Origin of the sequence: Xanthomonas sp., assembly GCF_017163755.1 — a bacterium.
In the GTDB taxonomy this organism is placed as follows: domain Bacteria; phylum Pseudomonadota; class Gammaproteobacteria; order Xanthomonadales; family Xanthomonadaceae; genus Xanthomonas_A.
Genome location: NZ_JAFIWC010000016.1, coordinates 88,976 through 114,470, shown reverse-complemented (window position 1 = coordinate 114,470; position 25,495 = coordinate 88,976). Strand labels below are relative to the sequence as shown.

General features: G+C 70.0%; 19 protein-coding genes. 12 read left to right on the top strand and 7 right to left on the bottom strand.

Annotation, left to right across the window (positions count from 1 at the left end):
- Positions 1 to 7: 7 nt before the first annotated feature.
- From hisG to JR065_RS12265, 9 genes are all read left to right on the top strand, one after another.
- On the top strand, positions 8 to 922 hold the full coding sequence (gene hisG / locus JR065_RS12305; RefSeq protein ID WP_206234504.1) for an ATP phosphoribosyltransferase: 915 nt from the start codon (positions 8 to 10) through the stop codon (positions 920 to 922).
- Complete coding sequence (hisD, locus tag JR065_RS12300; RefSeq protein WP_206234503.1) at positions 919 to 2,214, top strand: histidinol dehydrogenase; 1,296 nt, start codon at positions 919 to 921, stop codon at positions 2,212 to 2,214. The genes hisG and hisD overlap by 4 nt, the downstream gene beginning before the upstream one ends.
- Entirely contained in the window at positions 2,211 to 3,320 is a 1,110-nt protein-coding gene (hisC, locus tag JR065_RS12295) for a histidinol-phosphate transaminase (RefSeq protein ID WP_206234501.1), read from the top strand. Before hisD ends, hisC begins: the two co-directional genes overlap by 4 nt.
- Positions 3,317 to 4,444 carry a bifunctional histidinol-phosphatase/imidazoleglycerol-phosphate dehydratase HisB gene (gene hisB / locus JR065_RS12290; RefSeq protein ID WP_206234500.1) on the top strand — a complete coding sequence of 376 codons (1,128 nt, stop codon included), beginning with the start codon at positions 3,317 to 3,319 and terminating at the stop codon, positions 4,442 to 4,444. Before hisC ends, hisB begins: the two co-directional genes overlap by 4 nt.
- Positions 4,441 to 5,043: an imidazole glycerol phosphate synthase subunit HisH gene (gene hisH, locus JR065_RS12285; protein ID WP_206234499.1), complete on the top strand. Its 603-nt coding sequence runs from the start codon at positions 4,441 to 4,443 to the stop codon at positions 5,041 to 5,043. The genes hisB and hisH overlap by 4 nt, the downstream gene beginning before the upstream one ends.
- Entirely contained in the window at positions 5,040 to 5,774 is a 735-nt protein-coding gene (gene hisA, locus JR065_RS12280; RefSeq protein ID WP_206234498.1) for a 1-(5-phosphoribosyl)-5-[(5-phosphoribosylamino)methylideneamino]imidazole-4-carboxamide isomerase, read from the top strand. The genes hisH and hisA overlap by 4 nt, the downstream gene beginning before the upstream one ends.
- Positions 5,768 to 6,544 carry an imidazole glycerol phosphate synthase subunit HisF gene (hisF, locus tag JR065_RS12275; RefSeq protein WP_206234497.1) on the top strand — a complete coding sequence of 259 codons (777 nt, stop codon included), beginning with the start codon at positions 5,768 to 5,770 and terminating at the stop codon, positions 6,542 to 6,544. Before hisA ends, hisF begins: the two co-directional genes overlap by 7 nt.
- A gap of 16 nt (positions 6,545 to 6,560) precedes the next feature.
- The gene (gene hisIE / locus JR065_RS12270; protein ID WP_206234542.1) at positions 6,561 to 7,160 is read left to right on the top strand and encodes a bifunctional phosphoribosyl-AMP cyclohydrolase/phosphoribosyl-ATP diphosphatase HisIE; all 600 of its coding nucleotides are present in this window, start codon (positions 6,561 to 6,563) and stop codon (positions 7,158 to 7,160) included.
- A 79-nt stretch (positions 7,161 to 7,239) separates the two neighbouring features.
- Positions 7,240 to 8,829: a calcineurin-like phosphoesterase C-terminal domain-containing protein gene (locus tag JR065_RS12265; RefSeq protein ID WP_206234541.1), complete on the top strand. Its 1,590-nt coding sequence runs from the start codon at positions 7,240 to 7,242 to the stop codon at positions 8,827 to 8,829.
- A 727-nt stretch (positions 8,830 to 9,556) separates the two neighbouring features.
- Here the strand turns inward: JR065_RS12265 and JR065_RS12260 are convergent.
- Entirely contained in the window at positions 9,557 to 10,708 is a 1,152-nt protein-coding gene (locus JR065_RS12260) for a C13 family peptidase (protein ID WP_206234496.1), read from the bottom strand.
- Positions 10,709 to 11,010: 302 nt separating this feature from the next.
- Positions 11,011 to 14,103 carry a TonB-dependent receptor gene (locus JR065_RS12255; RefSeq protein ID WP_206234494.1) on the bottom strand — a complete coding sequence of 1,031 codons (3,093 nt, stop codon included), beginning with the start codon at positions 14,101 to 14,103 and terminating at the stop codon, positions 11,011 to 11,013.
- Positions 14,104 to 14,546: 443 nt separating this feature from the next.
- On the opposite strand from JR065_RS12255, the gene JR065_RS12250 reads away from it, so the two are divergent.
- Together JR065_RS12250 and JR065_RS12245 are read left to right on the top strand one after the other, a co-directional pair.
- On the top strand, positions 14,547 to 17,057 hold the full coding sequence (locus JR065_RS12250; protein ID WP_429001862.1) for a GH92 family glycosyl hydrolase: 2,511 nt from the start codon (positions 14,547 to 14,549) through the stop codon (positions 17,055 to 17,057).
- A gap of 94 nt (positions 17,058 to 17,151) precedes the next feature.
- Positions 17,152 to 18,195 carry a LacI family DNA-binding transcriptional regulator gene (locus JR065_RS12245; RefSeq protein ID WP_206234538.1) on the top strand — a complete coding sequence of 348 codons (1,044 nt, stop codon included), beginning with the start codon at positions 17,152 to 17,154 and terminating at the stop codon, positions 18,193 to 18,195.
- 327 nt (positions 18,196 to 18,522) lie between these two features.
- Here JR065_RS12245 and mtnC read toward each other — a convergent pair whose 3' ends face one another.
- The 5 genes from mtnC to JR065_RS12220 all read right to left on the bottom strand — a co-directional run bounded on the left by mtnC (position 18,523) and on the right by JR065_RS12220 (position 23,659).
- On the bottom strand, positions 18,523 to 19,221 hold the full coding sequence (gene mtnC / locus JR065_RS12240; RefSeq protein WP_206234493.1) for an acireductone synthase: 699 nt from the start codon (positions 19,219 to 19,221) through the stop codon (positions 18,523 to 18,525).
- 3 nt (positions 19,222 to 19,224) lie between these two features.
- Complete coding sequence (locus JR065_RS12235; protein ID WP_206234492.1) at positions 19,225 to 19,794, bottom strand: 1,2-dihydroxy-3-keto-5-methylthiopentene dioxygenase; 570 nt, start codon at positions 19,792 to 19,794, stop codon at positions 19,225 to 19,227.
- Positions 19,795 to 19,910: 116 nt separating this feature from the next.
- Positions 19,911 to 20,561, bottom strand: coding sequence for a methylthioribulose 1-phosphate dehydratase (locus tag JR065_RS12230; RefSeq protein ID WP_206234491.1), 651 nt, complete (start codon positions 20,559 to 20,561; stop codon positions 19,911 to 19,913).
- Positions 20,562 to 20,657: 96 nt separating this feature from the next.
- Positions 20,658 to 22,094: an amino acid permease gene (locus JR065_RS12225; RefSeq protein ID WP_206234489.1), complete on the bottom strand. Its 1,437-nt coding sequence runs from the start codon at positions 22,092 to 22,094 to the stop codon at positions 20,658 to 20,660.
- Between the two features lie 86 nt (positions 22,095 to 22,180).
- Positions 22,181 to 23,659 carry an amino acid permease gene (locus JR065_RS12220; protein WP_206234488.1) on the bottom strand — a complete coding sequence of 493 codons (1,479 nt, stop codon included), beginning with the start codon at positions 23,657 to 23,659 and terminating at the stop codon, positions 22,181 to 22,183.
- Positions 23,660 to 23,796: 137 nt separating this feature from the next.
- Here JR065_RS12220 and JR065_RS12215 point away from each other — a divergent pair, with 137 nt between their 5' ends.
- The gene (locus JR065_RS12215) at positions 23,797 to 24,411 is read left to right on the top strand and encodes an NUDIX hydrolase (RefSeq protein ID WP_206234487.1); all 615 of its coding nucleotides are present in this window, start codon (positions 23,797 to 23,799) and stop codon (positions 24,409 to 24,411) included.
- The last annotated feature ends 1,084 nt before the right edge of the window (positions 24,412 to 25,495 follow it).

The following is a 25,495-nucleotide window of genomic DNA, read 5'->3' as shown; positions in this document are numbered from 1 at the left end:
TGTCCTGATGAGTGCTTCCCTGGCAGCGCCGGCGCGTGACCGGCTGCGTATCGCGATCCAGAAGAGCGGCCGCCTGGCCGAGCCGGCGCGCGCGGTGCTGGCCGCCTGCGGGCTGAGCTGGCGCGAGAGCCGCGACAAGCTGTTCTGCTACGGCGAGTCGCTGCCGGTGGACCTGCTGCTGGTGCGCGACGACGATATTCCCGGGCTGATCGCCGACGGCGTGTGCGACTTCGGCATCGTCGGTCGCAACGAGTTGGAGGAGCAGGCCGGCGAACGCCGCCGCAACGGCCTGCCGGACGCCTATCGCGCGCTGCGCGGGCTCAACTTCGGCCAGTGCCGGCTGATGCTGGCGGTGCCCGACGGCTGGGAATGGACCGGCTCAGAACAGCTGCAGGGCAAGCGCATCGCCACCAGCTATCCGTCGGTGCTGGCCGACTGGCTGCAGGCGCGCGGCATCGACGCGCAGGTGGTGGAGCTGTCCGGCTCGGTGGAGATCGCGCCGCGCCTGGGCACCGCCGACCTGATCTGCGACCTGGTGTCCAGCGGCGCCACGCTCGCCGCCAACCAGCTCAAGCCGGTGGAGACGCTGCTGGAGAGCGAGGCGGTGCTGGCCGGGCCGGTACGCGAGCCGGGCGACGCGCGCGCCGGGCTGGCGGCGATGCTGCTGCGCCGGCTCGACGGCGTGCTCAAGCTGCGCGACAGCAAGCTGCTGATGTTCCGCGCCTCGCGCGACCATGTCGCCGAACTGACCCGGCTGCTGCCCGACGCCGACCCGTTGGTGCAGCTGCCCGGCGACGGCGACGGCCCGTTGCAGCTGCAGACGATGTGCCATGGCGCGATCACCTGGCAGCGGATGGAGGAACTGGAACGCGCCGGCGCGCAGGGACTGATGGTGTTGACGGTGGAGCGATCGCTGGCATGAACCGATTGGAGTGGAATTCGCTCGACGCGCAGGCGCGCACGCAGGCCCTGACCCGGCCGGTGCAGACCGTCGCCGCGCAGACCCGCACGGCGGTGGCGCAGCTGCTCGAGGACGTGCGCAGCCGCGGCGATGCCGCATTGCGCGAGATCACCGCGCATTTCGACGGGGTGGTGCTGTCGAGCTTCGAAGTCACCGCTGACGAGTTCGCCGCTGCCGAGGCCGCGGTGCCGGCCGTGCTGCGCGAAGCGATGGCGCAGGCCGCGGCGCGGATCGAGAGCTTCCACCGCGCCGGTATGACCCAGGCGTATGCGGTGGAAACCGCGCCCGGCGTGGTCTGCGAACGGGTGGTGCGGCCGATCGGCCGCGTCGGCCTGTACGTGCCGGCCGGCAGCGCGCCGTTGCCGTCCACCGCGCTGATGCTGTGCGTGCCGGCGGCGCTGGCCGGCTGCCGTGAGGTGGTGCTGTGCACGCCGCCGCGCGCCGACGGTTCGGCCGATCCGTCGGTGCTGGTCGCGGCCAGGCTGACCGGCGTGGATCGCGTGTTCAAGCTCGGCGGCGCGCAGGCGATCGCGGCGATGGGCTTCGGCACCGAGTCGGTGCCGTCGTGCGACAAGCTGTTCGGGCCGGGCAACGGCTACGTCACCGAAGCCAAGCAACAGGTGGCGCAGGCCGGTGCGGCGGCGATCGACATGCCGGCCGGCCCGTCCGAGGTGCTGGTGATCGCCGACGTCGGTGCCGATGCCGCGTTCGTCGCCGCCGACCTGCTGTCGCAGGCCGAGCACGGCCCGGATTCGCAGGTGCTGCTGCTGTCCGACAGCGCCGAACTGATCGATGCGGTCGAGGACGAGATCGAACGGCAGCTGGCGACCTTGCCGCGTGCGGCGATCGCGCGCCAGGCACTGTCGGCGTCGCGGCTGATCCAGGTCGGCACGCTCGAGGACGCCTTCGCGATCAGCAACCGCTACGCGCCCGAACACCTGATCCTGGCGCTGCGCGAGCCGCGCGGCTGGCTGGAGCGGGTCGAGGCCGCCGGCTCGGTGTTCCTCGGCGATTTCACCCCCGAAGCGCTGGGCGACTATTGCAGCGGCACCAATCACGTACTGCCGACCAACGGTGCGGCGCGCGCCTACAGCGGGGTCAGCGTCGCCAGTTTCCAGAACTTCGTCAGCGTGCAGAGCGCCAGCCGCGCCGGCATCGCCGCGATCGGCGCCTGCGCGGTGACCATGGCGCGTGCCGAGGGCCTGGACGCGCACGCCAACGCGGTGGCGCTGCGGATGGAGAAGGCGGCATGAGCGCGGCGACCGCTGCGGCGACGCCCGGCTCGGTGCTGGCGCTGGTGCGCCCCGACCTGCGCGACTTCGCCGGGTACTCGTCGGCGCGCAGCAGCGCGGTGCAGGGCGAGGTCTGGCTCAACGCCAACGAGTCGGCCTGGGCCAACCCCGCCGACCGCGATGCCGGCAACCGCCGCTATCCCGATCCGCAGCCGCCGGCGCTGCGCGCCGCGCTGGCCGCGCTGTACGCCTGCGCGCCGGAGCAGCTGCTGCTCGGGCGCGGCAGCGACGAGGCGATCGACCTGCTGCTGCGCGCGCTGTGCGAGCCGGGGCGCGATGCGATCGTGGTCACCCCGCCGGTGTTCGGCATGTATGCGGTGTGCGCGCGGCTGCAGAACGCGCGCCTGGTCGAAGTGCCGCTGCGCGACACCGCTGCCGGGCTGCTCACCGACGTCGACGCGGTGGTCGACGCGGCGCTGACCCAGATGGCCAAGATCGTGTTCCTGTGCTCGCCCGGCAATCCGAGCGGGGCGGCGATCGCGCTGGCCGATATCGAACGCGCCGCCGAGCGCCTGCGCGGACGCGCGCTGCTGGTGGTCGACGAAGCCTACGGCGAATTCTCCGAGACCGCCTCGGCGACCACGCTGTTGGGCCGCTACGACAACCTGGCGGTGTTGCGCACGCTGTCCAAGGCGCACGCGCTGGCCGCGGCGCGGATCGGCTGCGTGATCGCCGATCCGGCGCTGGTCGCGGTGCTGCGGCGCTGCCAGGCGCCGTATCCGGTACCGACGCCGTGCGCGCAGCTGGCGCTGGCCGCGCTGCAGGACGAGCCGCTGCGGCAGACCGCGCTGCGCGTGGCCGAGCTGCGCGGCGAGCGCGAGCGCATGCAGGCCGCATTGGCCGCGCTGCCCGGCGTGCGCCGGGTGTATCCCTCGCAGGGCAACTTCCTGCTGCTGCGTTTCGACGACGCCGAGGGCGCGTTCGGCGCCCTGCTCGCCGCCGGCGTGGTGGTGCGCGACCAGCGCGCCGCGCCGATGCTCGGCGATGCGCTGCGCATCACCCTGGGCACGCCGGAGCAGAACCAGCGCGTGCTCGGCGCGCTGCAGGCATGGAGGGCGGCGGCATGACCCCGATCCTGTTCGTCGACCGCGACGGCACCCTGATCGAGGAGCCGGCCGATTTCCAGATCGACGCGTACGAGAAGCTGCGCTTCGTGCGCGGCGTGATCCCGGCGATGCTGAAGCTGCGCGATGCCGGCTACCAGTTCGTGATCGTCACCAACCAGGACGGCCTGGGCAGCGAGGCCTATCCGCAGGCCGCGTTCGATGGCCCCAACGACCTGATGCTGCAGATCTTCGCCAGCCAGGGCATCGCCTTCCGCGAGGTGCTGGTCGACCGCAGCTGGCCGGCCGACAATGCGCCCACGCGCAAGCCGGGCACCGGCCTGATGCTGCCGTACCTGCAGGACCGCAGCATCGACTGGACGCGCTCGGCGATGGTCGGTGACCGCCTGACCGACATCCAGTTCGCCGACAACCTGCGCATCCGCGGCTTCCAGCTGAAGACCGAACAGTTCGGCGGCGACTGGGACTGGGCCGGCATCGCCCACGCACTGGCCGACGCGCCGCGTCGCGCCAGGGTGCAGCGCGACACCAAGGAAACCCGCATTTCGGTCGACATCGACCTGGACCTGGTGCGCGATCCGCACTGCGCCACCGGGCTGCCGTTCTTCGACCACATGCTCGAGCAGATCGGCAAGCACGGCGGCTTCGCGCTGGACGTGCGCGCCGACGGCGACCTGCACATCGACGAGCACCACACCATCGAGGACACCGGCCTGGCGCTTGGCCAGGCCCTGCGCCAGGCGCTGGGCGACAAGCGCGGCATTGGCCGCTACGGCTTCGATCCGCCGGACAGCCCGTGGCTGGCGACGGGCGAGGGCGGCCGCCACGGCTTCACCCTGCCGATGGACGAGACCCTGGCCAGCGCCGCGCTGGATTTCAGCGGGCGCCCGTATTTCGTGTTCGAGGGCGAATTCAAGCGCGAGCGCGTCGGCGACCTGCCAACCGAACTGGTGCCGCATTTCTTCCGCTCGCTGTGCGACGCGTCGGGCCTGAACCTGCACCTGAGCGTGCGCGGCGACAACGACCACCACAAGGTCGAGGCCTGCTTCAAGGCGCTGGCGCGCGCGTTGCGCCAGGCCGTGCGCCGCGAAGGCGATGCGCTGCCGTCGACCAAGGGGGTGCTGTGAGCGACATCGCGCTGATCGATGCCGGCGGCGCCAACCTGGGCTCGGTGCGCTATGCGCTCGAACGCCTCGGCGTGGAAGCGCGGCTGGTGCGCGACGCCGCCGGGCTGCAGGGCGCCGACCGGGTGATCCTGCCCGGCGTCGGCGCCGCGCCGCATGCGATGGCGCGGCTGCGCGAACAGGGCCTGATCGAGCCGCTGCGCGCGCTCGAGGCGCCGCTGATCGGCATCTGCCTGGGCATGCAACTGCTGTTCGAGCACTCCGAGGAAGGCGAGGTCGACTGCCTGGGCCTGCTGACCGGCGTGGTGCGGCACATGCCGCCGGCGCTGGGCATCCGCATCCCGCACATGGGCTGGAACCGGCTGCTGCCGATGCGCCCCTCGCCATTGATGGACGGCCTGCCGGAAGTCGCCAGCGCCTACTTCGTGCACGGTTACGCGGCGCCGGTCACGGCCGACACGGTGGCCGCCTGCGATCATGGCGGCCTGTTCACCGCGGTGGTGCAGCGCGGCCGTCGCTGCGGCGCGCAGTTCCATCCGGAACGCTCGGCCGACACCGGCGCGCGCATCCTGCGCAACTTCCTCGAGACCGACTTCCGATGAGCTTCGTCGTCTATCCCGCGTTGGACATCCGCGACGGTCGCGTGGTGCGGCTGGCGCAGGGCGACTACGCCCGCGAAACCCACTACGGCGACGATCCGCTGCCGCGCGCGCAGGCCTTCGCCGCCGCCGGCGCGCGCTGGATGCATTTGGTCGACCTGGACGCGGCGCGCGCCGGCGGCTATACGCTGGCGCCGCTGCTGACCCAGATCAGCGCCCGGACCGGCCTGCAGGTGCAGACCGGCGGCGGCGTGCGCTCGCGCGCCGACGTGCAGCGCATGCTCGACGCCGGCGCCGCGCGCGTGGTGATCGGTTCGCTGGCGGTGCGCGACCGCGAGTCGGTGCTGGAGTGGCTGGCCGAGTTCGGCGCCGAACGCATCACCGTGGCGCTGGATACGCGCCAGGACGCGCACGGCGTGTGGCGGCTGCCGGTGCTGGGCTGGACCGAGACCTCTTCGCTGACCCTGGAGGCGCTGGCCGGCGAGTACGCCGGTGCGGGGCTCAAGCACCTGCTGTGCACCGACATCGCCCGCGACGGCATGCTGTCCGGGCCGAACCTGGACTTGTACGCCTACCTGCGCCAGATCGCGCCGGGCGTGGACGTGCAGGCCTCCGGCGGCATCCGCGACGCGGACGACGTGCGCGCCGTGCGCGAGGTCGGCTGCGCCGGCGCGGTGCTCGGCAAATCGCTGCTGGAAGGGCGGCTGGGCCTGGACGAGGCGCTGGCATGCTGAGCCGGCGCATCATCCCGTGCCTGGACGTGCGCGACGGACGCGTGGTCAAGGGCGTGAAGTTCCGCGACCACGTCGACATGGGCGACATCGTCGAGCTGGCGCTGCGCTACCGCGACCAGGGCGCCGACGAACTGGTGTTCTACGACATCGGCGCCAGCCCGGAAGGGCGCTCGGTCGACTACGCCTGGGTCGAGCGGGTGGCGCGGCTGATCGACATCCCGTTCTGCGTGGCCGGCGGCATCCGCGACGTGGCCACCGCGCGCGCGGTGCTGCACGCCGGCGCCGACAAGATCTCGATCAACTCGCCGGCGCTGGAGCGGCCGGCGCTGATCGCCGAGCTGGCCGAGGCCTTCGGCGTGCAATGCGTGGTGGTGGGCATCGATTCGATCCGCGAGGACGACGGCCAGTGGCGCGTGCGCCGCTTCACCGGCGATCCGAACAAGACCCAGGCGCTGCGCGTGCGCACCGTGGACTGGGTGGTGGAGGCGCAGCAGCTGGGCGCCGGCGAGATCGTGCTCAACTGCATGGACAACGACGGCGTGCGCCGCGGCTACGACATCGCGCAGCTGCACGAGGTGCGCGCGCTGTGCAGGGTGCCGTTGGTCGCCTCCGGCGGCGCCGGGCAGATGCAGCACTTCGCCGACGTGTTCGAGCAGGCCGACGTGGACGGCGCGCTGGCCGCCAGCGTGTTCCACAGCGGCGCGATTCCGATTCCCGAACTCAAGCGCTTCCTGCGCCGCTGCCAGATCGAGGTGCGAGATGCCGGTTGAACACGCCGTGGCGCCGATGGCGGCGGACGCCGATGCGCTGGACTGGGACAAGGGCGAGGGCCTGCTGCCGGTGGTGGTGCAGGACGCCGACACGCTGCGGGTGCTGATGCTCGGCTACATGAACGCCGAAGCGCTGGCCGCGACCCGCGCCAGCGGCAAGGTGACCTTCTACAGCCGCAGCAAGCGGCGGCTGTGGACCAAGGGCGAGAGTTCCGGGCACGTGCTGGAGCTGGTGTCGATCGACACCGATTGCGACCGCGACACGCTGCTGGTGCTGGCGCGGCCGCAGGGTCCGACCTGCCACCTGGGACGCACCAGTTGCTTCCCGCAGGCACCGGGCCAGTTCCTCGGCGCGCTGGACCGGCTGGTCGAGCAGCGCGAGCGCGAGCGTCCGCCGGGCAGCTACACCACGCAGCTGTTCGAGAAGGGCACGCGGCGCATCGCGCAGAAGGTCGGCGAGGAAGGCGTGGAGACCGCGCTGGCCGGTGTCGCCCAGGGCGACGAAGACCTGCTGGGCGAGTCGGCCGACCTGCTGTACCACCTGGTCGTGCTGCTGCGCGCGCGCGGGCTGTCGCTGGCCGACGCGGTCGCCGTGCTCGAGGCGCGGCACCGCTGAGCGCGCCTGCGCGGGTACCGCGCGCGTCACCGTGCGTGGCTACAATCCGCGGTTTCCCGTCGCCGGAGTGCGCCGCATGATGCCACGCTCGTTTTCGCTCGCCGCCGCGCTGCTGGCGCTGTTCGCGGCCCCGGCCATCGCCGCGCCGGTGGTGGTCGACGGCACCGTCTACCAGGAACGCGACGGGCGCGCGGGACGCGGTGCCGGCGAGCGCGGCATCGCCGGCGTGCAGGTGTCCGACGGAGTACGCATCGTGCGCACCGACGCGCAGGGCCGTTACCGGTTGCCGGTGGAAGCCGGGCGCACGGTGTTCGTGATCAAGCCCGACAGCTATGACTTCGTCGCCGGCGACGATGGCCTGCCCGCTTACTGGCGGCACTATGCGCCGGCCGGCTCGCCGGCGACCAAATACGCCGGCATCGCCGCGACCGGCACCGCCACCGGCGGCTGGGACTTCGCGCTGCGCGCGCAGCCGCCGGCCGCGCCGACCGAGGTGCTGGTGTTCGCCGACACGCAGACCGCGAACATGGCCGATGTCGGCTACTACGCGCGCGGCATCGTCGCGCCGCTGCTCGGCAAGACCCGTGCGCGGCTGGGCACCACGCTCGGCGACGTGGTCAGCGACGACCTGTCGCTGTATCCGGCGTTGAACGCCGAAACCGCCAAGCTGGGCGTGCCATGGTTCCATGTGCCCGGCAACCACGACCTGAACTTCGACGCCCCCGACGATGCAGGATCGCTGTCCAGCTGGCGCGCGACCTACGGCCCGGACACCTATGCGGTGGAGGAGGGCGGCGCCAGCTTCGTGTTCCTGGACGACGTGGTCTACCAGCCGCAGCAGCGGCCCAACTACGTGGGCGGGCTGCGCGAGGATCAGTTCGCGTTCCTGCGGAACTACCTGGCGACGTTGCCAAAGCAGCGGCTGCTGGTGCTGGGCATGCATATCCACCTGTTCGATGCCGCCCCCGGCAAGGAAGCCTTCCGCCGCGCCGACCGCGCGCGGCTGTTCGCGCTGCTGAAGGACTTTCCCCACGTGCTGCTGCTCACCGGCCACAGCCATACCCAGCGGCACGTCTACTACACCGCGGCCGACGGCTGGGAGGGCGCGGCGCCGCTGCACGAATACAACGTCGGCGCCGCCTGCGGCGCGTACTGGTCCGGGGCCAAGGAGGCCGACGGCATTCCCGCGGCGACCATGGCCGACGGCACCCCGAATGGCTATGCGCTGCTGACCGTGCAGCGCGATGGCCGTTATGCGCTGGCCTACCACGCCGCGCGCGCCCACGACGATGCACCAATGGCTCTGCATGCGCCGAAGGTGCTGCGCCGCGGCGCCTATCCGGCATGGGGGGTATACGCGAACGTGTTCATGGGCGAGGACGGCAGCCGCGTGGAATATCGCATCGACGACGGCGCCTGGAAGCCGATGTTGCGCGTGCAGCAGCCGGATCCGGACCTGCTCGCCGAGAACGCACGCGACGATGCCGCCGAGGCCCTGCGCGGCTACGACCGCTCGCCGGAAGCGGTCCCGTCGCAGCACCTATGGCGCGGCGCCTTGCCGACCGACCTGAGCGGCGGCGAACACCGCATCGAGGTACGCGCCTTCGACCGCTGGCGCGGAGAGCAGCGCGCGACCACCCGCTATCGCCTGCAGGACGCGACGCCCTGAGTGCGCCACGGGTCGGCGCATTGATGCGAAGGGTTCCTGGCCTGGCAGACGGCAAGCGTTTCGCCTTCCGCGTCGGGACTGAAGTCCCTCCCACCGTGCACCCAGCCCGCTGATGCGCGCCCTTGTTGGAGCGGCTTCAGCCGCGACGAACGCGCCGGCAAACCGGTCGGCCCGCACGCGAACTTTCGGGGCTGAAGCCCTTCCTACAGTGCACTCCGGCTGGCTCGCCGCAAGTTCTTGTGGGAGCGGCTTCAGCCGCGACGGACGCGCCGGCAAACCGGTCGGCCCCGCACGCGAACTCTCGGGGCTGAAGCCCCTCCTACAGTGCACCCCGGCTGGCTCGCCGCAAGTTCTTGTGGGAGCGGCTTCAGTCGCGACGAACGCAGGCGACAGACCCTGCGTCTCGCGCCAGCGGCGCCGCTGGTCACAGGCCAGCAAGCGGATTTTCCGAATCCCAAAAACAAGAACGCCCCCACGCGGGAGGCTGTCGAAAGCGGTGATCCTGGCTGGCGAGCGAAGGCGAGCGGGCGGAAGGATCGGGCGCAGCTGGCTGGCGTGAGGCGGGCGGGCTTGCTGCGGAACGAAGTTTAGCGAGTTGCGGCAGTGCGCGATCAAACGCGAATCACTTGCATCTGGCTGCGGAAGGCGCTTGAGAAAACCACGCTCGACGCCGCATTCGGCGCTTGTGGCTTGGTCTCGATCGCTGCGCAGCATCGCCGCGCGGACCTCAGTGGCGGGGCGCTGTCGCCGACGGCGGTGCCGACGTCGGTATGTGCGCCGAACCTGCGGCCGCTGCCTTGGCCTCGCCATCGGCATTCGCAACCGACCCCGTTTCCGGCTGCGCATCGACCTTGCGGTTCGCATGGGCCTTGCCGTCGGCGGTCGGTTCCGGCGCTGCTGTCGTTTCCATCTGCATGTTCGCTGGCGCCCCGGTTGCCGTCTCCGGCTCAGGCTCGGGATAGGGATACGCCGGCGCCGCGACCGGTTGCAACTGCGCGCGCCAGCGCTGCAGCAACGGCGCGATCCGCGCGCCGACGTACAGCTGCGGATACGACGGCGTCTCGCCCTCGGCCTGTTCGCGCGCGGTGATCTCGGTGCTGGCCAGGCGATAGCTCTCGACGAAGTCGCTGGTGCGGGCCAGCGCATCGATCAGCCAGGCGCGGCCGAAATAGGTCGCGTTGGCGGTGTTGCCGCAGCCGAACGAGGGCCGGTCGCGGCGCGCGGCAGTGATGATCAGCGTGTCCGCGCTCTTCAGCGCCGGCACGAAGCCGCCCGAGTAGCACGCCGACAGCACGATCACCCGGTTGCGGATGCCGGCGTCGTCGAGCAGTTCGCGCAGTTCCGCCGGCGCGATGGTGTCGTAGTCGGCGTCCTCGCCGGGGCCGAACTGCAGGTACAGCTCGTGTTGCTCGGTGCCGTGACTGGTCAGGAACAGCAGCAGCGCGTCCTCGCGCCGGTCCATCAGCGTGCCGATCCGCTGCAGCGTCTCGGCCAGGTTGTCGTACGAGGCCTGCGGCGCGTAGGCGTGGGCGCCGAGATTGTCGGCGTGGTTGATCAGGGTGACGATGCGCCCCGCCGCGTCGAAGCGCTGCGCGAACAGCTCGCGCAGGTACAGCGTCTCGTTGCGGAACACGTCCTCGCTGGCGTCGCCGGCGAAGCCGACCACGTACAGGTCGGTCACGCCCGGCCGCTGCGGCTGCAGTGCGCGCAGCTGCGCCTGCAGCAACGGATCCCGTCCGGGATCGGGCGCGGTAGATGCGGCCAGCGCGACCGGCGCCGCCGGCGCCATCGCCGCGTGCGGCCCGGCGCCGCACAGCAGCAAACCCGCGGCCAGCAGGTATCGGTACGGACGTGAGCGCGGGCGGGAGGTGGCGGCCATGCGTAGATGATCGCGGCAAAGCGCAGGCCCGGCAATCGCCAGGCCGGACAGGAATCAGAAAGGTGCACGGAAGCGATCGGTTCTGCCGCTGCGCCACCGATTTTCGATTCGCGCGGCCAGGCGTAATCGGCGCCACAGCGAAGGGGCGAGCGTTGTGCAGGCATGTGGCCGAGCGTCTTGAGTGGGCCATCGCCGCCTGGGCGCGGCCAACCGGCTCGCGTGCGCCAAGAAAAACGACAGCCGCCTGGACCAGCGCGGCTGCCGTGGAGAGACCGACCCCATCGAAGCGCAGGAGCGGGTGCTCAGAACTTCCAGGTCATGCCGAGGTAAAGCTGGCGGCCGGTGTAGGTGTTGGACCGCAGGCGGGCCTGGGTGTCGTTGCCCAGGTAGATGCGCTGTTCGGACTTGGTCGCATTGAGTACCGACGCGGTCAGGGTCAGCGCATCGGTGACGTTGTAGGCCGCGTTGAGGTCCAGCTGATCGTAGGGCTCGGAGTATTCGGTCAGGCCATTGTTCAGGCCGCCGACGACTTCGCCGCGGCGGTTGTAGGAGGCGCGCGCCAGGAACTTCTGGTTCTCGTAGAACACGGTGAAGTTGGCCTGGTTCTTGGCGCTGCCGACCAGCGGCGAAGAGCCGATCTCCTGGCCATCCAGCACGATCGCGGCCAGATTGGTGTCGTTGTAGGTGTAGTTGGCTTGGAAGCCCAGGCCGATCTCGAACGTGTATTGCCCGTACAGCTCCACACCCTGCGACACGCCGTCCTGGCCGTTGGCCTCGGTCTCGTATCTTTGTACCGTGACCGACTGGCCGCCGACCATCATCTGCTGGTCGCGCACCACCGGCACGGTGAAGTTGTCCACGTTCTTGCGGAACAGCGCCACGCCGGCGACCGCACCCGGTTTGAAGTACCACTCCAGGCCCACGTCGAGCTGGGTCGCCTCGAACGGCTCCAGCGTCTTGTTGCTGCCCGAGCCCAGCCAGCCGGTAGTGTCGGTGCCGCCGGCGACGCGGCGGTCGTTGCTGTACTCCTCGCTGACGAAGCGCAGGCTGCCGGGGTAGGCGATGCTGGTGTAGCCCGGACGCGCGATCACCTTGGACGCGGCACCGCGCAGCACCAGGTTGTCGGTGATGTCCCAGGCGATGTTGAAGCTTGGCAGGAAGTCGGTGTACGTCTTCTCCATCGAGCTGAGCGCATAGGTCTTCTCGCGCGACAGGGCGTCGGGCAGGCGCACGAAGCCGCTTTCGCAGACGTAGCCGCTGTTGGATCCGATCAGCGCGGCGGCGGCGGGATCGTTGCAGCCCATCGGAGCGCCGGCGGCGTTGTCCTGGAAGTAGTCGTTGAACTGCTCCACCGAGTCGCTGGACTCGGCGAACTGCTTGGTGCGCACCACGCGCACGCCGACGTTGCCGCGCACGCGCTCGGTGCGGAAGTTGGCCTGGAAGTAGCCGGAGAAGATCTTCTCGTCGACGTTGTAGACGAAGTCCTCCTCGTCGCGGTTGTACGACCGGCCGTAGCGCTCGGTGAGGTGGCGCAGGTAGGCCGGGTAGTCGATGCCCGGGAACACGTTGGCGTTGAAGCCGCCGGCGATGTTGTCGATCGGGCTGGACAGGAAGAAGCCCGGCTGGGCGACACTCGCGTTGGGATCGCAACCGGCCTGGTAGCGGTTGTTGTCGTAGTCGGCCGGATCGGTGCCCTGGCACACCCAGTAGGTGTTGCCGGTATTGCGGTGCACCTGGCCGTCGCGATACTTGGCGCCCATCTGGATCGAATCCAGCCAGCCGCTTTCGAACAGCTTGGTGACGTCGGCCTGGAAGTAGTTCTGCTTGATGCTGGTCTGGGTCCACGACGAATCGGTCGAGCCGGTGTCGATCTCGGCGATGCCGGCCATCAGCTGGTCCTGCAGGTTCGGCGAGAAGGTGGCGCTCGGCGTGCCGGTCAGGTCCCACGCGCTGTAGCTGTTGCCGGATTGCCACACGCCGTCGACCTGGCGGCGCGGCTTGGCCGACATGCGGAAGTTCATCGACGGGCCGCCCTCGGACCAGGTGCGGCCACCGGTGAACGAGGCCTTCCACAACGGGCTGATGTCCCAGTCGATCGACAGGTCGGCGGTCTGCGACAGGGCCTTTTCGCGGCTGTAGTTGCCGGTGAGCTGCGGCGTGGGGATGGTGCAGTCGTCCGGACCCCAGCCGCCCGGCGCCAGGCCGGCCGCGGCGGCCTGTTCTTCGCTGCAGTAGTAGGCCTTGCCGGCCAGCTTCTCGTACTGCGCGCCGGTGACGACGCTGCCGCTCGGGTCGAAGCTCAACCCGTTGAGCAGGCGCCCGCCGTCCCAGTTGCCGTCGCCGTTGAAGCGCGCCAGGTTCCATTCCGGGATCTTCAGCATGTTCTGGGTGTAGTCGCCCTGCAGCTCGAAGCGGAAGTAGTTGGCGGTCAGGGTCAGGTTGTCGATCGGCTTGAACTGGAAGGTCAGCTGGCCGCCCTTGCGCTCGCGCTCTTCCTCGCGCACGGCGAAATTGACCGAGGTCGGCAGGAAGAACTCGCTGTAGTTGCGCCCGCTCTGGTCGTTGAAGCCGGACTGCCCCCACCAGTAGTGGATGCCGTCCTGGGACAGGGTATTGCCGTTGGCATCGACCGCATCGGTGCCGTTGCCGTACCACTGGTAGTCCTCGGTCTCCACTTCCATGCTGCGGTTGGTGCGCCTTTGCTGGGTCACGCCGACCAGCACGCCGAAGCGCTCGTCCTTGCTGTGCCAGGAGTACAGCGCCGACATCTGCGGATCGACGTCGTGGCTGGTATCGGACGAAGTGCCTTCGACGGTCACGTAGCCGGAGTTGCTTTCCATCTCCAGCGGACGGCGGGTGTGCAGGATCACCGTGCCGCCGATGCCGCCTTCGTCGATGCGCGCTTCCGGCGACTTGAACAGCTCCGCGCTGGACAGCATGTTCGACGGCAGCAGGGTGTAGTTGAACGAGCGCGTGGCCTCGTCGTTGGTTTCCGAGGTGGCGACGTAGTTGCCGTTCAACTGGGTCAGGGTCAGGTCCGGCGCCAGTCCGCGCACGCTCACGCTCTTGCCTTCGCCGCCATCGCGGGTGATGACCACGCCCGGTACGCGCTGCAGCGCGTCGGCCACGTTCTTGTCCGGGAACTTGCCCACGTCCTCGGCGGTGATCACCTCGACCACGGCGTTGGCGTCGCGCTTCTGCTGCAGGCTCTTTTCGATGGCATAGCGGTAGCCGGTGACATTGACGCTGTCCAGCGTGGTCGCATCGGGCGATTGCGCCGGCGCGGCGACTTGCTGCGCGAGCACGCTGGCCGGGGCCAGCGCGCCGCCGGCCAGGGCGGCCGCGATGGCCGCCGACAACGACATGCGGCGGTGCATGCGTGAGATCTGGTTCATTGCGCTCTCTCCCTCTCCTGGATTGAACTGGTGCGACGCAAGATCTGCATCGATCTAAAGACAAGAATCGATTCCCGGACGCCGGCACCCACGCGGCGCATGCAGCCGCGTGTTCGCGCCGGTTGGCTCCACTCCACAATCGTGCGATCGATGTAACTTGGATCGATCTAAACGACTGTTGCGAATTTTTTAACACGCGCAGACGGGCGGCGCATGCTGCTGCGCAATAGGAGCGGGTGAAGGCGCAACCGGAGCGGCAGCGAATCGGCACGGCGGATGTCGACCGTGCCGGCGACGATGCTGCGCCGCAGAATGCGCCGGCGGAAACGTCCATGGTCTACTTGAATCGATCTAAATACGTCAAAGTGCGCGGGCGGGCAGCGCCTCCAGGATTTCGCTGTTCGTGCTGTGCCGCCGCCGCGCTCACAAGGAGATTCGAGCCCGTGACCAGGTTCTTCTGCCATCGTTCCGTCCCCCTTGCGCCGGATGTCCCGCTCCCAGGCCGCGGCGACGGCCGCCCGACGCCCGCGCGGCGCCCGCTGGCCGGCCTGGCCTGTGTGCTGGCGCTGGCGTTCGCGCCGCTGCTGCAGGCCGCGCCGCAGGCGCTGGAACGGGAGGTCAACACCTTCATCGGCAGCAAAGACGACGGCAACACGTTCCCGGGCGCCTCGGCGCCGTTCGGGCTGATCCAGGTCAGCCCGATCGGCGAGCACTATGCCGGCTGGCGCTACGACGACCCGAAGATCCGCGGTTTCGGCCATTCGTTCCTGTCCGGCGCCGGGTGCTGGGAACAGGGCGGCCAGGTCTCGGTGCTGCCGGTGACCGGCCGCATCGGCCCGGGCGGCGATTTCGATACCGGCGATGCCAAGAGCTTCGACCACAAGCGCTACGCGTCGGCGTTCACCCACGACGGCGAAGTGGGGCAGGCCGGCTACTACAAGGTGCGGCTGACCGACTACGGCGGCATCGATGCCGAGGCCACGGCGCGCACCCGCGCCGCGGCCGAACGCTATACCTTCCCGGCCGCGGCCGGCACCGGCCACGTGCTGGTCAACCTCGGCCAGGCCAACGAGCGCCACTCGGTGATCGGCAGCGTGATCGACGTGGTCGGCGACCGGGTGGTCGAAGGCAAGCTGGTGACCAAGAGCTTCTGCGGCGGCCATCAGTACACCACCTGGTTCCGCATCGAGTTCGACCGCCCGTTCAAGGCGTTCGGCACCTGGGGCGAGGCCGGCGGGCTGCCCGGCGCCCGCCACGGCATGGAAGGCGAGCTCAAGCCGAGCGGGGCGTGGCTCAGCTTCGACCTGGCCCAGGGCCGCGCGGTGACCGCGGTCAGCGCCATCTCGCACGTGGATGCCGAAGGCGCGCGCGCCAACCTGCGCAACGACGGCATGCAGGACGGACGGCTGCTGGGCTTCGATCGGATGCGCGGCATGGCGCAGGCGCAGTGGCGCAAGGAACTGGCCACGGTGCGCCTGCGCGGCGGCAGCGGCGACGATCGCACCGTGTTCTACACCGCGCTGTACCACGCGCTGCTGCAGCCGCTGACCGGCAGCGATGCCGACGGCCGCTACCGCGGCTACGACGACAACATCCATCGCGCCGACGGCTGGACCTACTACGAGTACTTCTCGCTGTGGGACACCTACCGCGCGCAGAACCAGTGGCTGGCGCTGACCCGGCCGCAGGTGGCGCGCGACATCGGCCGCAGCCTGCTGGCGATCGACGAGCAGGGCGGCTGGCTGCCGCGCTGGGGCTATGCCAGTTTCGAAACCAACGTGATGACCGGCGATCCGGTGACCCCGTTCCTGGCCGACCTGTGGCGCTTCGGCGCGCTGCAGGGGCGCGAGCAGCAGGCCTACGCGGCGCTGCGCAAGAACGCCTTCGGCATCCCGCCGATGAACTCGCGCCATGCCGGACGCTCGGGCAATCCCAGCTACCTGGCCGACGGCTTCGTGCAGTACGACCGCGCGTTCCCGTCCAAGGGCATGGACGTGGACCCGCACCACGGCGGTTCGGCCACGCTCGAATACGCGCTGGCCGATTGCGCGCTGGCGCAGATGGCCGACGGGCTGGGCCACGCCGAGGATGCCGGCGTGTTGCGCGAACGCGGGCGCAACTGGCGCAAGGTGTGGGATCCGCAGGTGCGCGACGAGCAGGGCGGGTTCGAGGGCTTCCCGCGCCCGCGCATGGAGGACGGCAAGTGGTACACGCCGGCCGACGGCCGCTACAGCCCGCGCTCGCACCACGGCTTCCACGAGGGCACCGCATGGCAGTACCAGTGGCTGGCGCAGCAGGACATGCCCGGCCTGGTCCAGGCGATGCACGGCCGCGAACAGGCCGGGCGCCGGCTGGACGCGTTCTTCGCCTACGACGCGCTGCGCCAGGCGCCGCTGACCGCCGCGCGCAAGGAGTGGGTGGTCGGGCCGTACAGCTACTACAACCAGTACCGCTACAACCCCAACAACGAGCCGGACCTGCACGCGCCCTGGATGTACACGCTGATCGGCCAGCCGTGGAAGACGGCGACGGTGGTACGCGCGGCGCAGCAGCTGTTCACCAACGCGCCCAACGGCGTCACCGGCAACGACGACCTGGGCACGATGTCGGCCTGGTACCTGTTCAGCGCGCTCGGCCTGTACCCGGCGGTGCCGGGCAGCGGCCAGTTCCTGCTGCACCCCCCGCGCTTCGCCCAGGCCGAGATCGACCTGGGGCCGGGCAGGACGTTGACCCTGAAGGCGCCCGGCGCCGACGGCCGGCAGCTGCAGTACATCCAGCGCGTGCAGGTCGATGGCCGCGCGCATGCGCCGGTATGGCTGGACTGGGCGCGCCTGCGCCAGGGCGGCCGCGTCGACTTCGCGCTGGGCGCGCAGGCGCCGCAGCGGGGCTGGGGCACGCAGGGCGACGCGTTGCCGGTTTCGTTCTGCGCCACGCCCGGCGCGACGCTGGAATAGGCGCCGCACCCGCCGCCGGCGCTCCGGCGCAGGCGCGCAACGCGGGCGACCGGATCGTTTAGGCTTGCGTCCAACCGAGGAGCGCCGCGACGCGATGAACGACACCACCACCCCCGCCGGCAAGGGCGCGCGCGCGGTCACCGTGACCGACATCGCCGAGGCGATCGGCGTGTCGCGCGCGACCGTGTCGCTGGTCCTGCGCGGCAGCCCGCTGGTGAGCGTGGACACGCGCGCGCGGGTCGAAGCCGAGCTGCGGCGGCAGCGCTATGTCTACAACCGCGGCGCCGCCAACCTGCGCCGGCGCACGTCCTCCAGCGTGGCGCTGGTGATCAACGACCTGTCCAATCCGTTCTTCGCCGAATTCGCCTCGGGCGTGGACGAGGCGCTGGGCGGCAAGGGTTACGTGACCCTGCTCGGCAGCACCGGCGAATCGCCGCAGCGCCAGCAGGCGGTACTGGCGACCATGATGGAGCACACGCCAGCCGGCCTGATCCTGTCGCCGGCCGAAGGCAGCGAGGCCGCGCAACTGCGCCAGGTGCTGGGCCAGGCCAACGTGCTGCTGTTCAACCGCGAACTGGCTGGCGCGGACTGGGATTTCCTGACCCTGGACAACCAGCACGGCGCCTACCTGGCTACCCGTCACCTGATCGAGCGCGGTCACCGGCGCATCGCGTTCTTCGGCGGGCATGCCGCCTCCAGCTCGTGCCACCAGCGCCGCAGCGGCTACGCGCAGGCGCTGGGCGAGGCCGGGATGCAACCGCAGCCGGAATGGATGGTGGAAACGGCGCCCAGCCGCCTGGACGCCGCCGCGCGCACCGGCGAGCTGTTCGCGCATGCCGCCGCGCCGACCGCGGCGGTCTGCTACAACGACAGCGTGGCGCTGGGCCTGATGCTCGGCCTGGCCTCGCGCGGCGTGCAGCCGGGCCGCGATTTCGCGGTGACCGGGTTCGACGACATTTCCGAGGCCGCGGTGGCGTTGCCGCCGCTGACCACGCTGACCGTCGATCCGCGCGGGCGCGGGCGCCAGGCCGCGGAGCTGCTGCTGCAACGCGTGGACCGCCCGGACGCCACGCCGCAGCGCACGGTCGCGCCGGTGCAGCTGCGCATCCGCGAAAGCAGCAGCGCCAGCGTCGCCTGACGGCGCTCTTCGCCTGCCGCCGCGCCGCGGCGCGTAACCGCATGCGTACCGGTCGCCGTCGTCGTCGGACGTACGCAGTGCGCAGGGTAGCGACGCTCACGTACGGCTCCGCGCCCTCCGACACCTAGCGGCTGCTGCCGACTCCTGCCAATGGGCTGGACCTCGATGCGTCGATGTTCAACGCCGAGACGTGCCTATGGACACGCGGTGAGCCGGCGTCTGCCGGCCTGCGGTGCGCGGCGCGCGCATGCTCGAGCGATCATGGCCCGTCGAACAGGAGCGGACGGACGGCCGCCAGCTGGCTCCGCCGATTCCGCACCGATCCGCTCAGAGCACGATCTGCCGGAAATCCTCCGCGCGGTCGTGGCCATGCGTGGCCTCGCCGGTGCGCGGCTGCGGGTAGTCGTCCAGGCGGTCGAGCAGCCGGGTCTGCAGGCCGGCCTCGCGCGCGGCATCCAGTTCCTCGACCACGTCGGACAGGAACACGATCTCCGCGGCCGGCAGCCCGATCGCGGCGACGATGTTGCGGTAGCTGCCGGCCTCGCGCTTGCCGCCGATCTCGGTATCGAACCAGCCCGAGACCAGGCCGGTCAGGTCGCCGGCCTCGCTGAAGCCGAAGAACTGCTTCTGCGCCGCCACCGAACCGGAGGAATACACGTACAACGCGGTGCCGGCCGTATGCCAGGCCTTCAGCACCGCCGCCACCTCCGGATAGAAGTGCGCCTTGAAGTCGCCGTCGCGGTAGCCGCTTTCCCAGATCATGCCCTGCAGCGCCTTGAGCGCGGTGTGCTTGCGGTCCTGGTCGATCCAGCCCTGCAGCGTCTCCACGATCACCGCGTCGGTGCAGATGCCGCCGCACTCGGTGGCCACCTCGTCGAGCCAGCGGCGCACCTGCGGCTGCTGCCCCTGCGCGCGGACGAAGCCGGGCAGGGCGCGGCGCGCGTACGGGAACAGCACGTCCTTGACGAAGGAGATGCTGCTGGTGGTGCCTTCGATGTCGGTCAGGACCGCGCGCGTGGAGGACATCGGTCACTGCGCTCCGTCGTCGCGCAGCGCCGGCTCGTAGCGCGGGAAGCGCTGCGCGATGTCGGTGCCGGTGAAGTGGCCGACCCAGCCGTCCGGCTCGGTGAAGAAGCGGATCGCGACGAAGCGCGGCTCCGGCCCCATGTCGAACCAGTGGTGGGTGCTGTCCGGTACCGCGATCAGGTCGTCCTGCACGCATTCGATCTCGTAGACCTTGCCGTCCACGTGCAGGGTGAACAGGCCCGAGCCGGCGACGAAGAAGCGCACCTCGTCTTCCTTGTGGAAATGCTCGTCGAGGAACTTGCGGCGCATCTCCTCGCGCTGCGGGTGGTCCGGCGCGATGCTGACCACGTCCACGGTCTTGAAGCCGTGCTCGGCCACCAGGCGGTCGATGTCCGGCTTGTACGCCGCCATCACCGCTTCGGGCGTGGCACCGGGCTCGATCGGCTGGGTGGCCTTCCAGCGTTCGAAGGTCACGCCGATCTTGCTCAGCTCGGCGGCGATCAGCGCGGCATCGCGGCTGTCGAACTGCGGAGTGTCGGGGTTGCTGTCGGCGAAGATGCGGAGTCGGCTCATGGCGGCGGGCGAGGCGTCGAGGGGAGATCAAGGGTAGCAGCTGCGCGGTAAACGGCCGTGGCCGGCGCTGGAACGCTGCAGCGCGGCGGGTGTGCGCCCGTGGCGGGGCGGCAGCCTCAGTAGGACGCGGCCGGCATGCGCAGCTTGCGCAGTTCCAGTTCGCAGTTGAGCAGGAACTCGAACGCCTCCAGGTGCCGGCGCGCCTCGGCCATGTCGCGGCCCCAGGCGTACAGCCCGTGGCCGTCGATCAGGTAGCCCCACATCGGGCTGCGGTCCAGCAGCGCGTCGACCTGCGCGGCCAGCACGGTCATGTCCTGGGTGTTGGCGAACACCGGCACGTCCACCGCGGTCTCGTGGGTCTGGTTGCCGTGCAGGGCCTTGAGCAGTTCGTAGCCTTCCAGGCGGACATGCCCGGCCGCGGCGTACAGCCGCGAGGCGATGGTCTGCACCGGCGAATGCGTGTGCAGCACGCAGCCGATGTCCGGGAAGCGCCGGTACAGCTGGGTATGCAGCAGGGTTTCGGCCGACGGACGGTGTTCGCTGCCGACCGCCTTGCCTTCGAAGTCCACGACCATGATGTCGGCCTCCAGCAGCCGGCCCTTGTCGCGGCCGGACACGGTGATCGCGGCGTGGCGCGCGTCCAGGCGGTGCGAGAAGTTGCTGCTGGTGGCCGGCGTCCAGCCGGCCGCCGACAGTTCGCGGATGTTGCCGATCAGCAGGTCGGCCAGCGTGCGCAGGCGCGCGGAGTCGTAGGGCAGCTCGTTCATGCGCCTATTCTAGGGGCGGCCCGCATCGCCGGGTAGCCGCGCATCGAACCTGGCCCCGGTGGTCGGAGGACCCGCCGGCAGGCGCCGATCGGCGTCTCAACCCGCCGGCCGCCCGCGCAGGCGGCTGTGGCGGTAGCCATAGCCCAGGTAGATCGCCAGCCCGATCAGCGTCCATACCCCCATCAGCATCCAGTTGTGCGCGGTCATCGCCGACAGCAGCGCCAGGCAGCTGAGCACCCCGGCGATACAGATCGCCCACGCGAACGGGATGCGGAACGGGCGCGGCAGGTCGGGCTGGGTGCGGCGCAGGATCAGCACCCCGGCGCAGACCGCGGCGAAGGCGATCAGCGTGCCCATCGAGGTCAGTTCGCCGAGCACGTCGAGGGGAAACAGCGCCGCCAGCAGCGCGATGCCGGCGCCGGTGATCAGCGTATTGATGTGCGGGGTGCGGTACTTCGGATGGATCTTGGTGAACACCGGCGGCAGCAGGCCGTCGCGGCCCATGATCATGAAGATGCGCGGCTGGCCGATGATCATCACCAGCACCACCGACGACAGCCCGATCAGCGCGCCGATCTCCACCACGATGCGCAGCCAAGCCAGCTGCGGATGCGCGGCCACCGCGGTCACCACCGGCTCGTCGGTGCCGAGCTGCGCGTAGGGCACCAGCCCGGTCATCACCGCGGCCATCGCGATGTACAGCACGGTGCAGATCACCAGCGACAGCAGCATGCCGATCGGCATGTCGCGCTGCGGCCGGTGCGATTCCTGCGCCGCCACCGACACCGCCTCGAAGCCGATGTAGGCGAAGAACACCATCGCCGCGCCGCGCAGCACCCCTTCCATGCCGTACTTGCCGGGGCCTTCGTTGGCGGGGATGAACGGGTGCCAGTTGGCGGTGTCCACGTACTTCCAGCCGGCCGCGATCACCAGCACGATCAGCCCGGTCTTCAGCACCACCATCGCCATGTTCATCGCCGAGGACTTGCGGATGCCGACGTAGCACAGCCAGGTCAGCAGCAGCACGATCGCCGCCGCGGGCAGGTTGGCGATCGACCCGGTCGGCCGCATCCGCGCGTCCAGCGGCGCGCTGACCAACGCCTTGGGCAGGTGGATGCCGAAATGGTCGAGCAGGCTGAGCAGGTAGCCGGTCCAGCTGACCGCCACCGCCGACGCCGACACGCCGTATTCGAGCACCAGCATCCAGCCGATGAACCAGGCCGCCAACTCGCCGAAGGTGGCGTAGGTGTAGGTGTAGGCGCTGCCGGAGACCGGCACCATCGCCGCGAATTCGGCATAGGCCAGCGCGCAGAACGCGCAGCACACCGCGGCCAGCACGAACGACAGCATGATCGCCGGGCCGGCGTGGTCGGCCGCGGCCTGGCCGGTGATGACGAAGATGCCGCCGCCGATCACCGCGCCGATGCCCAGCGCGGTCAGTCCCCACGGTCCCAGCGCGCGCTGCAGGCCGAGCCCGCTGGCGTCCTCGTGGCTGGCGTGGGGATGTTTGGTGGCCCAGAGTTGCTTGAACATGGTCTTGGTGGTCTTCTTCGTTGGCGCGGCATCGCGCGCGCGGTACCGGAAACGACCGGGCCGGCGCTTGGCCGGCCCGGCGGTACTCAGGCGGAGGGGTTGTTCAGCTTGCTGTGGCGGATGCCGTAGCCGAAGTAGATGCACAGGCCCAGCAGCGTCCAGGCGACGAACAGGTGCCAATGCACCACGAACGCCTGATAGAACAGGAACAGGCACGCCAGCGCGCCAGCCGGGCAGATCAGCCACACCAGCGGCACGCGGAACGGACGCGGCAGTTCCGGGCGGGTGTAGCGCAGGATCAGCACGCCGACGCAGACCGTGGCGAAGGCCAGCAGGGTGCCCATCGAGACCAGTTCGCCGAGCACGTTCAGCGGCACCAGGCCGGCCAGCGCGGCGGCGACGGCGCCGACCACGACCGTGCTCCAGTACGGGGTGCGGAAGCGGCTGTGGACCTTGCCGAAGATCTTCGGCAGCAGGCCGTCGCGGGAAATGGTGTAGGCGATGCGGGTCTGGCCCATCATCATCACCAGCACCACCGAGGACAGGCCGGCGATCGCGCCGATCTCCACCGCCGTCTTCAGCCAGGCCAGGGTCGGGTAGGGCTCCAGCGCGGTGGCCACCGGCTTGTCGGTGCCCAGCAGGTGGTACGGCATCATCCCGGTCAGCACCGCGCAGACGATGATGTAGACGATGGTGCACACCGCCAGCGAGCCGAGCAGGCCGATCGGCATGTTGCGCTGCGGGTCCTTGGTCTCGCCGGCAGCGGTGGAGACCGCATCGAAGCCGATGTAGGCGAAGAACACGATGGTCGCCGCGCGGAACACGCCGCTCCAGCCGAACTCGCCGGACACGCCGGTGTTCTCCGGGATGAACGGGGTCCAGTTGGCCGGATCCAGGTGCGCGGCGCCGAAGCCGATGAACAGGCAGATCACGGTGACCTTGATCGCCACGATGATCGCATTGACGAACGCCGACTGGGTCACGCCCACGTACAGCAGGCCCGACACCGCCGCCACGATCAGCACCGCCGGCAGGTTGAACATCTTGCCGGAGGACACGAACTCGTGCCCGGTCCATGCGATCGGCGCCGCGCTGAGCGCGTCGGGGAAGGGCATGTGCAAGGTGGTGGTGATGAAGCTGATCAGGTACGCCGACCAGCCCACCGCGACCGAGGCCGAGGCGAACAGGTATTCCAGCACCAGGCACCAACCGATGAACCAGGCCATGCCTTCGCCCAGGGTGGCGTAGGAGTAGGAGTAGGCGCTGCCGGAGACCGGCATCATCGCCGCGAACTCGGCATAGCACAGGCCGGCCAGCGCGCAGGCGAAGCCGGCGAACACGAACGACAGCATCACCGCCGGACCGGCGTGGTTGGCCGCGGCCTGGCCGGTCAGCACGAAGATGCCGGCGCCGATCACCGCGCCGATGCCGAGCATGATGAGGTGCTTGGCCGTGAGCGTGCGTCTGAGCGTGGGCTCGCCCTGCAGGCTGCCTTCCACCGGCTCGCCGGCGTCCACGTGCGCGGTCGGCTCGATCGGTTTGACCCTCAACAGAGACTTCAGCATTCGGTGCATCCCCTGGCTGTCGGGGCGGAGTCGCCCCGGCAAGATGGTGCGCAAGGCCCGCAGCGGGCCGTGCAAGCGTCGTACCATGCCAAAGCCGGCCGGTCGCCACAAGCGCGGGCGCAGCATGACCGGCGATAATGCGCGCCCGCCCGCAGGGGCGTTCGCAGGAACCGGCAGTGGTGAATTCGAACTTGCGGCAGCAGTTGCTTGCTTATCGCACACATTGGCCCGAGGAAGCGGAAGTGGCGACGCAATTCATCGAACTGCTCGATGACGCCGCCGATCCGTTCGTGCGCGGGCGCCTGGAAGGCCATTTCACCGGTTCGGCGTGGCTGGTCGGGGGCGGCGGCGAGCGCGTGCTGCTGACCCACCATCGCAAGCTCGGCCGCTGGCTGCAGCTGGGCGGGCACGCCGACGGCGAGCGCGACCTGGCGCAGGTGGCGCTGAAGGAGGCGCAGGAGGAGTCGGGACTGAGCAGCCTGGCGCTGCGCGACGGCGAGATCTTCGACCTGGACCGGCACTGGATCCCCGAGCGCAAGGACGTGCCCGGCCACTGGCATTACGACGCGCGCTACGTGGTGCTGGCCGGTGCCGACGAGACTTTCGCGGTCAGCGAGGAGTCGCTGGCGCTGGCCTGGCGCCCGGTCGCCGAACTGCTGGCCGAGCCGGAGCTGGATCCCTCCCTGCGGCGCATGGCAAGCAAATGGGCGAAGCAACAAGCTGCTCTCGTCCCGGGAGAGGGGGCGGGGTGAGGGTCGGGCGAAGCCTGTGCGCTGTTCGAAGGCACGCGGTTTCGCCCGTACCCTCCACCGCTCACTCGATGCTCGGATGAGGCTGCGCCTGTACCCTCATCCGCTCACGCGATGTTCGGCTGCACGAGGCTTCGCCCGTACCCTCATCCGCCCCTGCGGGGCACCTTCTCCCGGTGGGAGAAGGGGGTGCTCCGCTGGAAGAAGGAGCACTGGGGGCTCCGCTCGGTAGAGACTCCGCGTCCGCAAGGCCACGATCTGCCCAATCGGGCGAAGCAACAAGCCCCTCTCCCTCCGGGAGAGGGGTTGGGGTGAGGGCCGGGGCGAAGCTCTCGCGATGTTCGACCGCACCAGGCATCGCCCGTACGCTCGTTCGCACCGCAAAGTTCTAGCGCACAACGCTTCGCCTTAGCCTTCATCCGCTCACGCGATGTTCGGCTGCACGAGGCTGCGCCCGTACCCTCATCCGCCCCTGCGGGGCATCTTCTCCCGGTGGGAGAAGGGGGGCGCTCCGCTGGAAGAAGGAGGACTGGGGGCTCCGCTCGGTAGAGACTCCGCGTCCGCAAGGCCACGATCTGCCCAAACGGTCAAAGCAACAAGCCCCTCTCCCTCCGGGAGAGGGGTTGGGGTGAGGGTCGGGGCGAAGCTCTCGCGATGTTCGACCGCACCCGGCATCGCTCGTACGCTCGTTCGCGCTGCAAAGTTCTAGCGCACAAGGCTTCGCTCGAGCCTTCATCCGCTCAGCGATGTTCGGCTGCGCGAGGCTTCGCCCGTACCCTCATCCGCCTCTGCGGGGCACCTTCTCCCGGTGGGAGAAGGGCGGCGCTCCGCTGGGAGAAGGATGGCTCCGCTCGGTAGAGACTCCGCGTCCGCAGGGCCACGATCTGCCCAATCGGGCGAAGCAACAAGCCCCTCTCCCTCCGGGAGAGGGGTTGGGGTGAGGGTCGGGCGAAGCTCTCGCGATGTTCGACCGCACCAGGCATCGCCCGTACGCTCGTTCGCACCTCAAAGTTCTAGCGCACAACGCTTCGCCTTAGCCTTCATCCGCTCACGCGATGTTCGGCTGCGCGAGGCTGCGCCGTACCCT

What these genes read in the sequence shown, in the direction of transcription:
- hisG (WP_206234504.1), top strand. Translation starts at nt 8, where the DNA reads ATGAGTGCTTCCCTGGCAGCGCCGGCGCGTGACCGGCTGCGTATCGCG.
- hisD (WP_206234503.1), top strand. Translation starts at nt 919, where the DNA reads ATGAACCGATTGGAGTGGAATTCGCTCGACGCGCAGGCGCGCACGCAG.
- hisC (WP_206234501.1), top strand. Translation starts at nt 2,211, where the DNA reads ATGAGCGCGGCGACCGCTGCGGCGACGCCCGGCTCGGTGCTGGCGCTG.
- hisB (WP_206234500.1), top strand. Translation starts at nt 3,317, where the DNA reads ATGACCCCGATCCTGTTCGTCGACCGCGACGGCACCCTGATCGAGGAG.
- hisA (WP_206234498.1), top strand. Translation starts at nt 5,040, where the DNA reads ATGAGCTTCGTCGTCTATCCCGCGTTGGACATCCGCGACGGTCGCGTG.
- hisF (WP_206234497.1), top strand. Translation starts at nt 5,768, where the DNA reads ATGCTGAGCCGGCGCATCATCCCGTGCCTGGACGTGCGCGACGGACGC.
- hisIE (WP_206234542.1), top strand. Translation starts at nt 6,561, where the DNA reads ATGGCGGCGGACGCCGATGCGCTGGACTGGGACAAGGGCGAGGGCCTG.
- JR065_RS12265 (WP_206234541.1), top strand. Translation starts at nt 7,240, where the DNA reads ATGCCACGCTCGTTTTCGCTCGCCGCCGCGCTGCTGGCGCTGTTCGCG.
- JR065_RS12260 (WP_206234496.1), bottom strand. Translation starts at nt 10,708, where the DNA reads ATGGCCGCCACCTCCCGCCCGCGCTCACGTCCGTACCGATACCTGCTG.
- JR065_RS12255 (WP_206234494.1), bottom strand. Translation starts at nt 14,103, where the DNA reads ATGAACCAGATCTCACGCATGCACCGCCGCATGTCGTTGTCGGCGGCC.
- JR065_RS12245 (WP_206234538.1), top strand. Translation starts at nt 17,152, where the DNA reads ATGAACGACACCACCACCCCCGCCGGCAAGGGCGCGCGCGCGGTCACC.
- mtnC (WP_206234493.1), bottom strand. Translation starts at nt 19,221, where the DNA reads ATGTCCTCCACGCGCGCGGTCCTGACCGACATCGAAGGCACCACCAGC.
- JR065_RS12235 (WP_206234492.1), bottom strand. Translation starts at nt 19,794, where the DNA reads ATGAGCCGACTCCGCATCTTCGCCGACAGCAACCCCGACACTCCGCAG.
- JR065_RS12230 (WP_206234491.1), bottom strand. Translation starts at nt 20,561, where the DNA reads ATGAACGAGCTGCCCTACGACTCCGCGCGCCTGCGCACGCTGGCCGAC.
- JR065_RS12225 (WP_206234489.1), bottom strand. Translation starts at nt 22,094, where the DNA reads ATGTTCAAGCAACTCTGGGCCACCAAACATCCCCACGCCAGCCACGAG.
- JR065_RS12220 (WP_206234488.1), bottom strand. Translation starts at nt 23,659, where the DNA reads ATGCTGAAGTCTCTGTTGAGGGTCAAACCGATCGAGCCGACCGCGCAC.
- JR065_RS12215 (WP_206234487.1), top strand. Translation starts at nt 23,797, where the DNA reads ATGCGCGCCCGCCCGCAGGGGCGTTCGCAGGAACCGGCAGTGGTGAAT.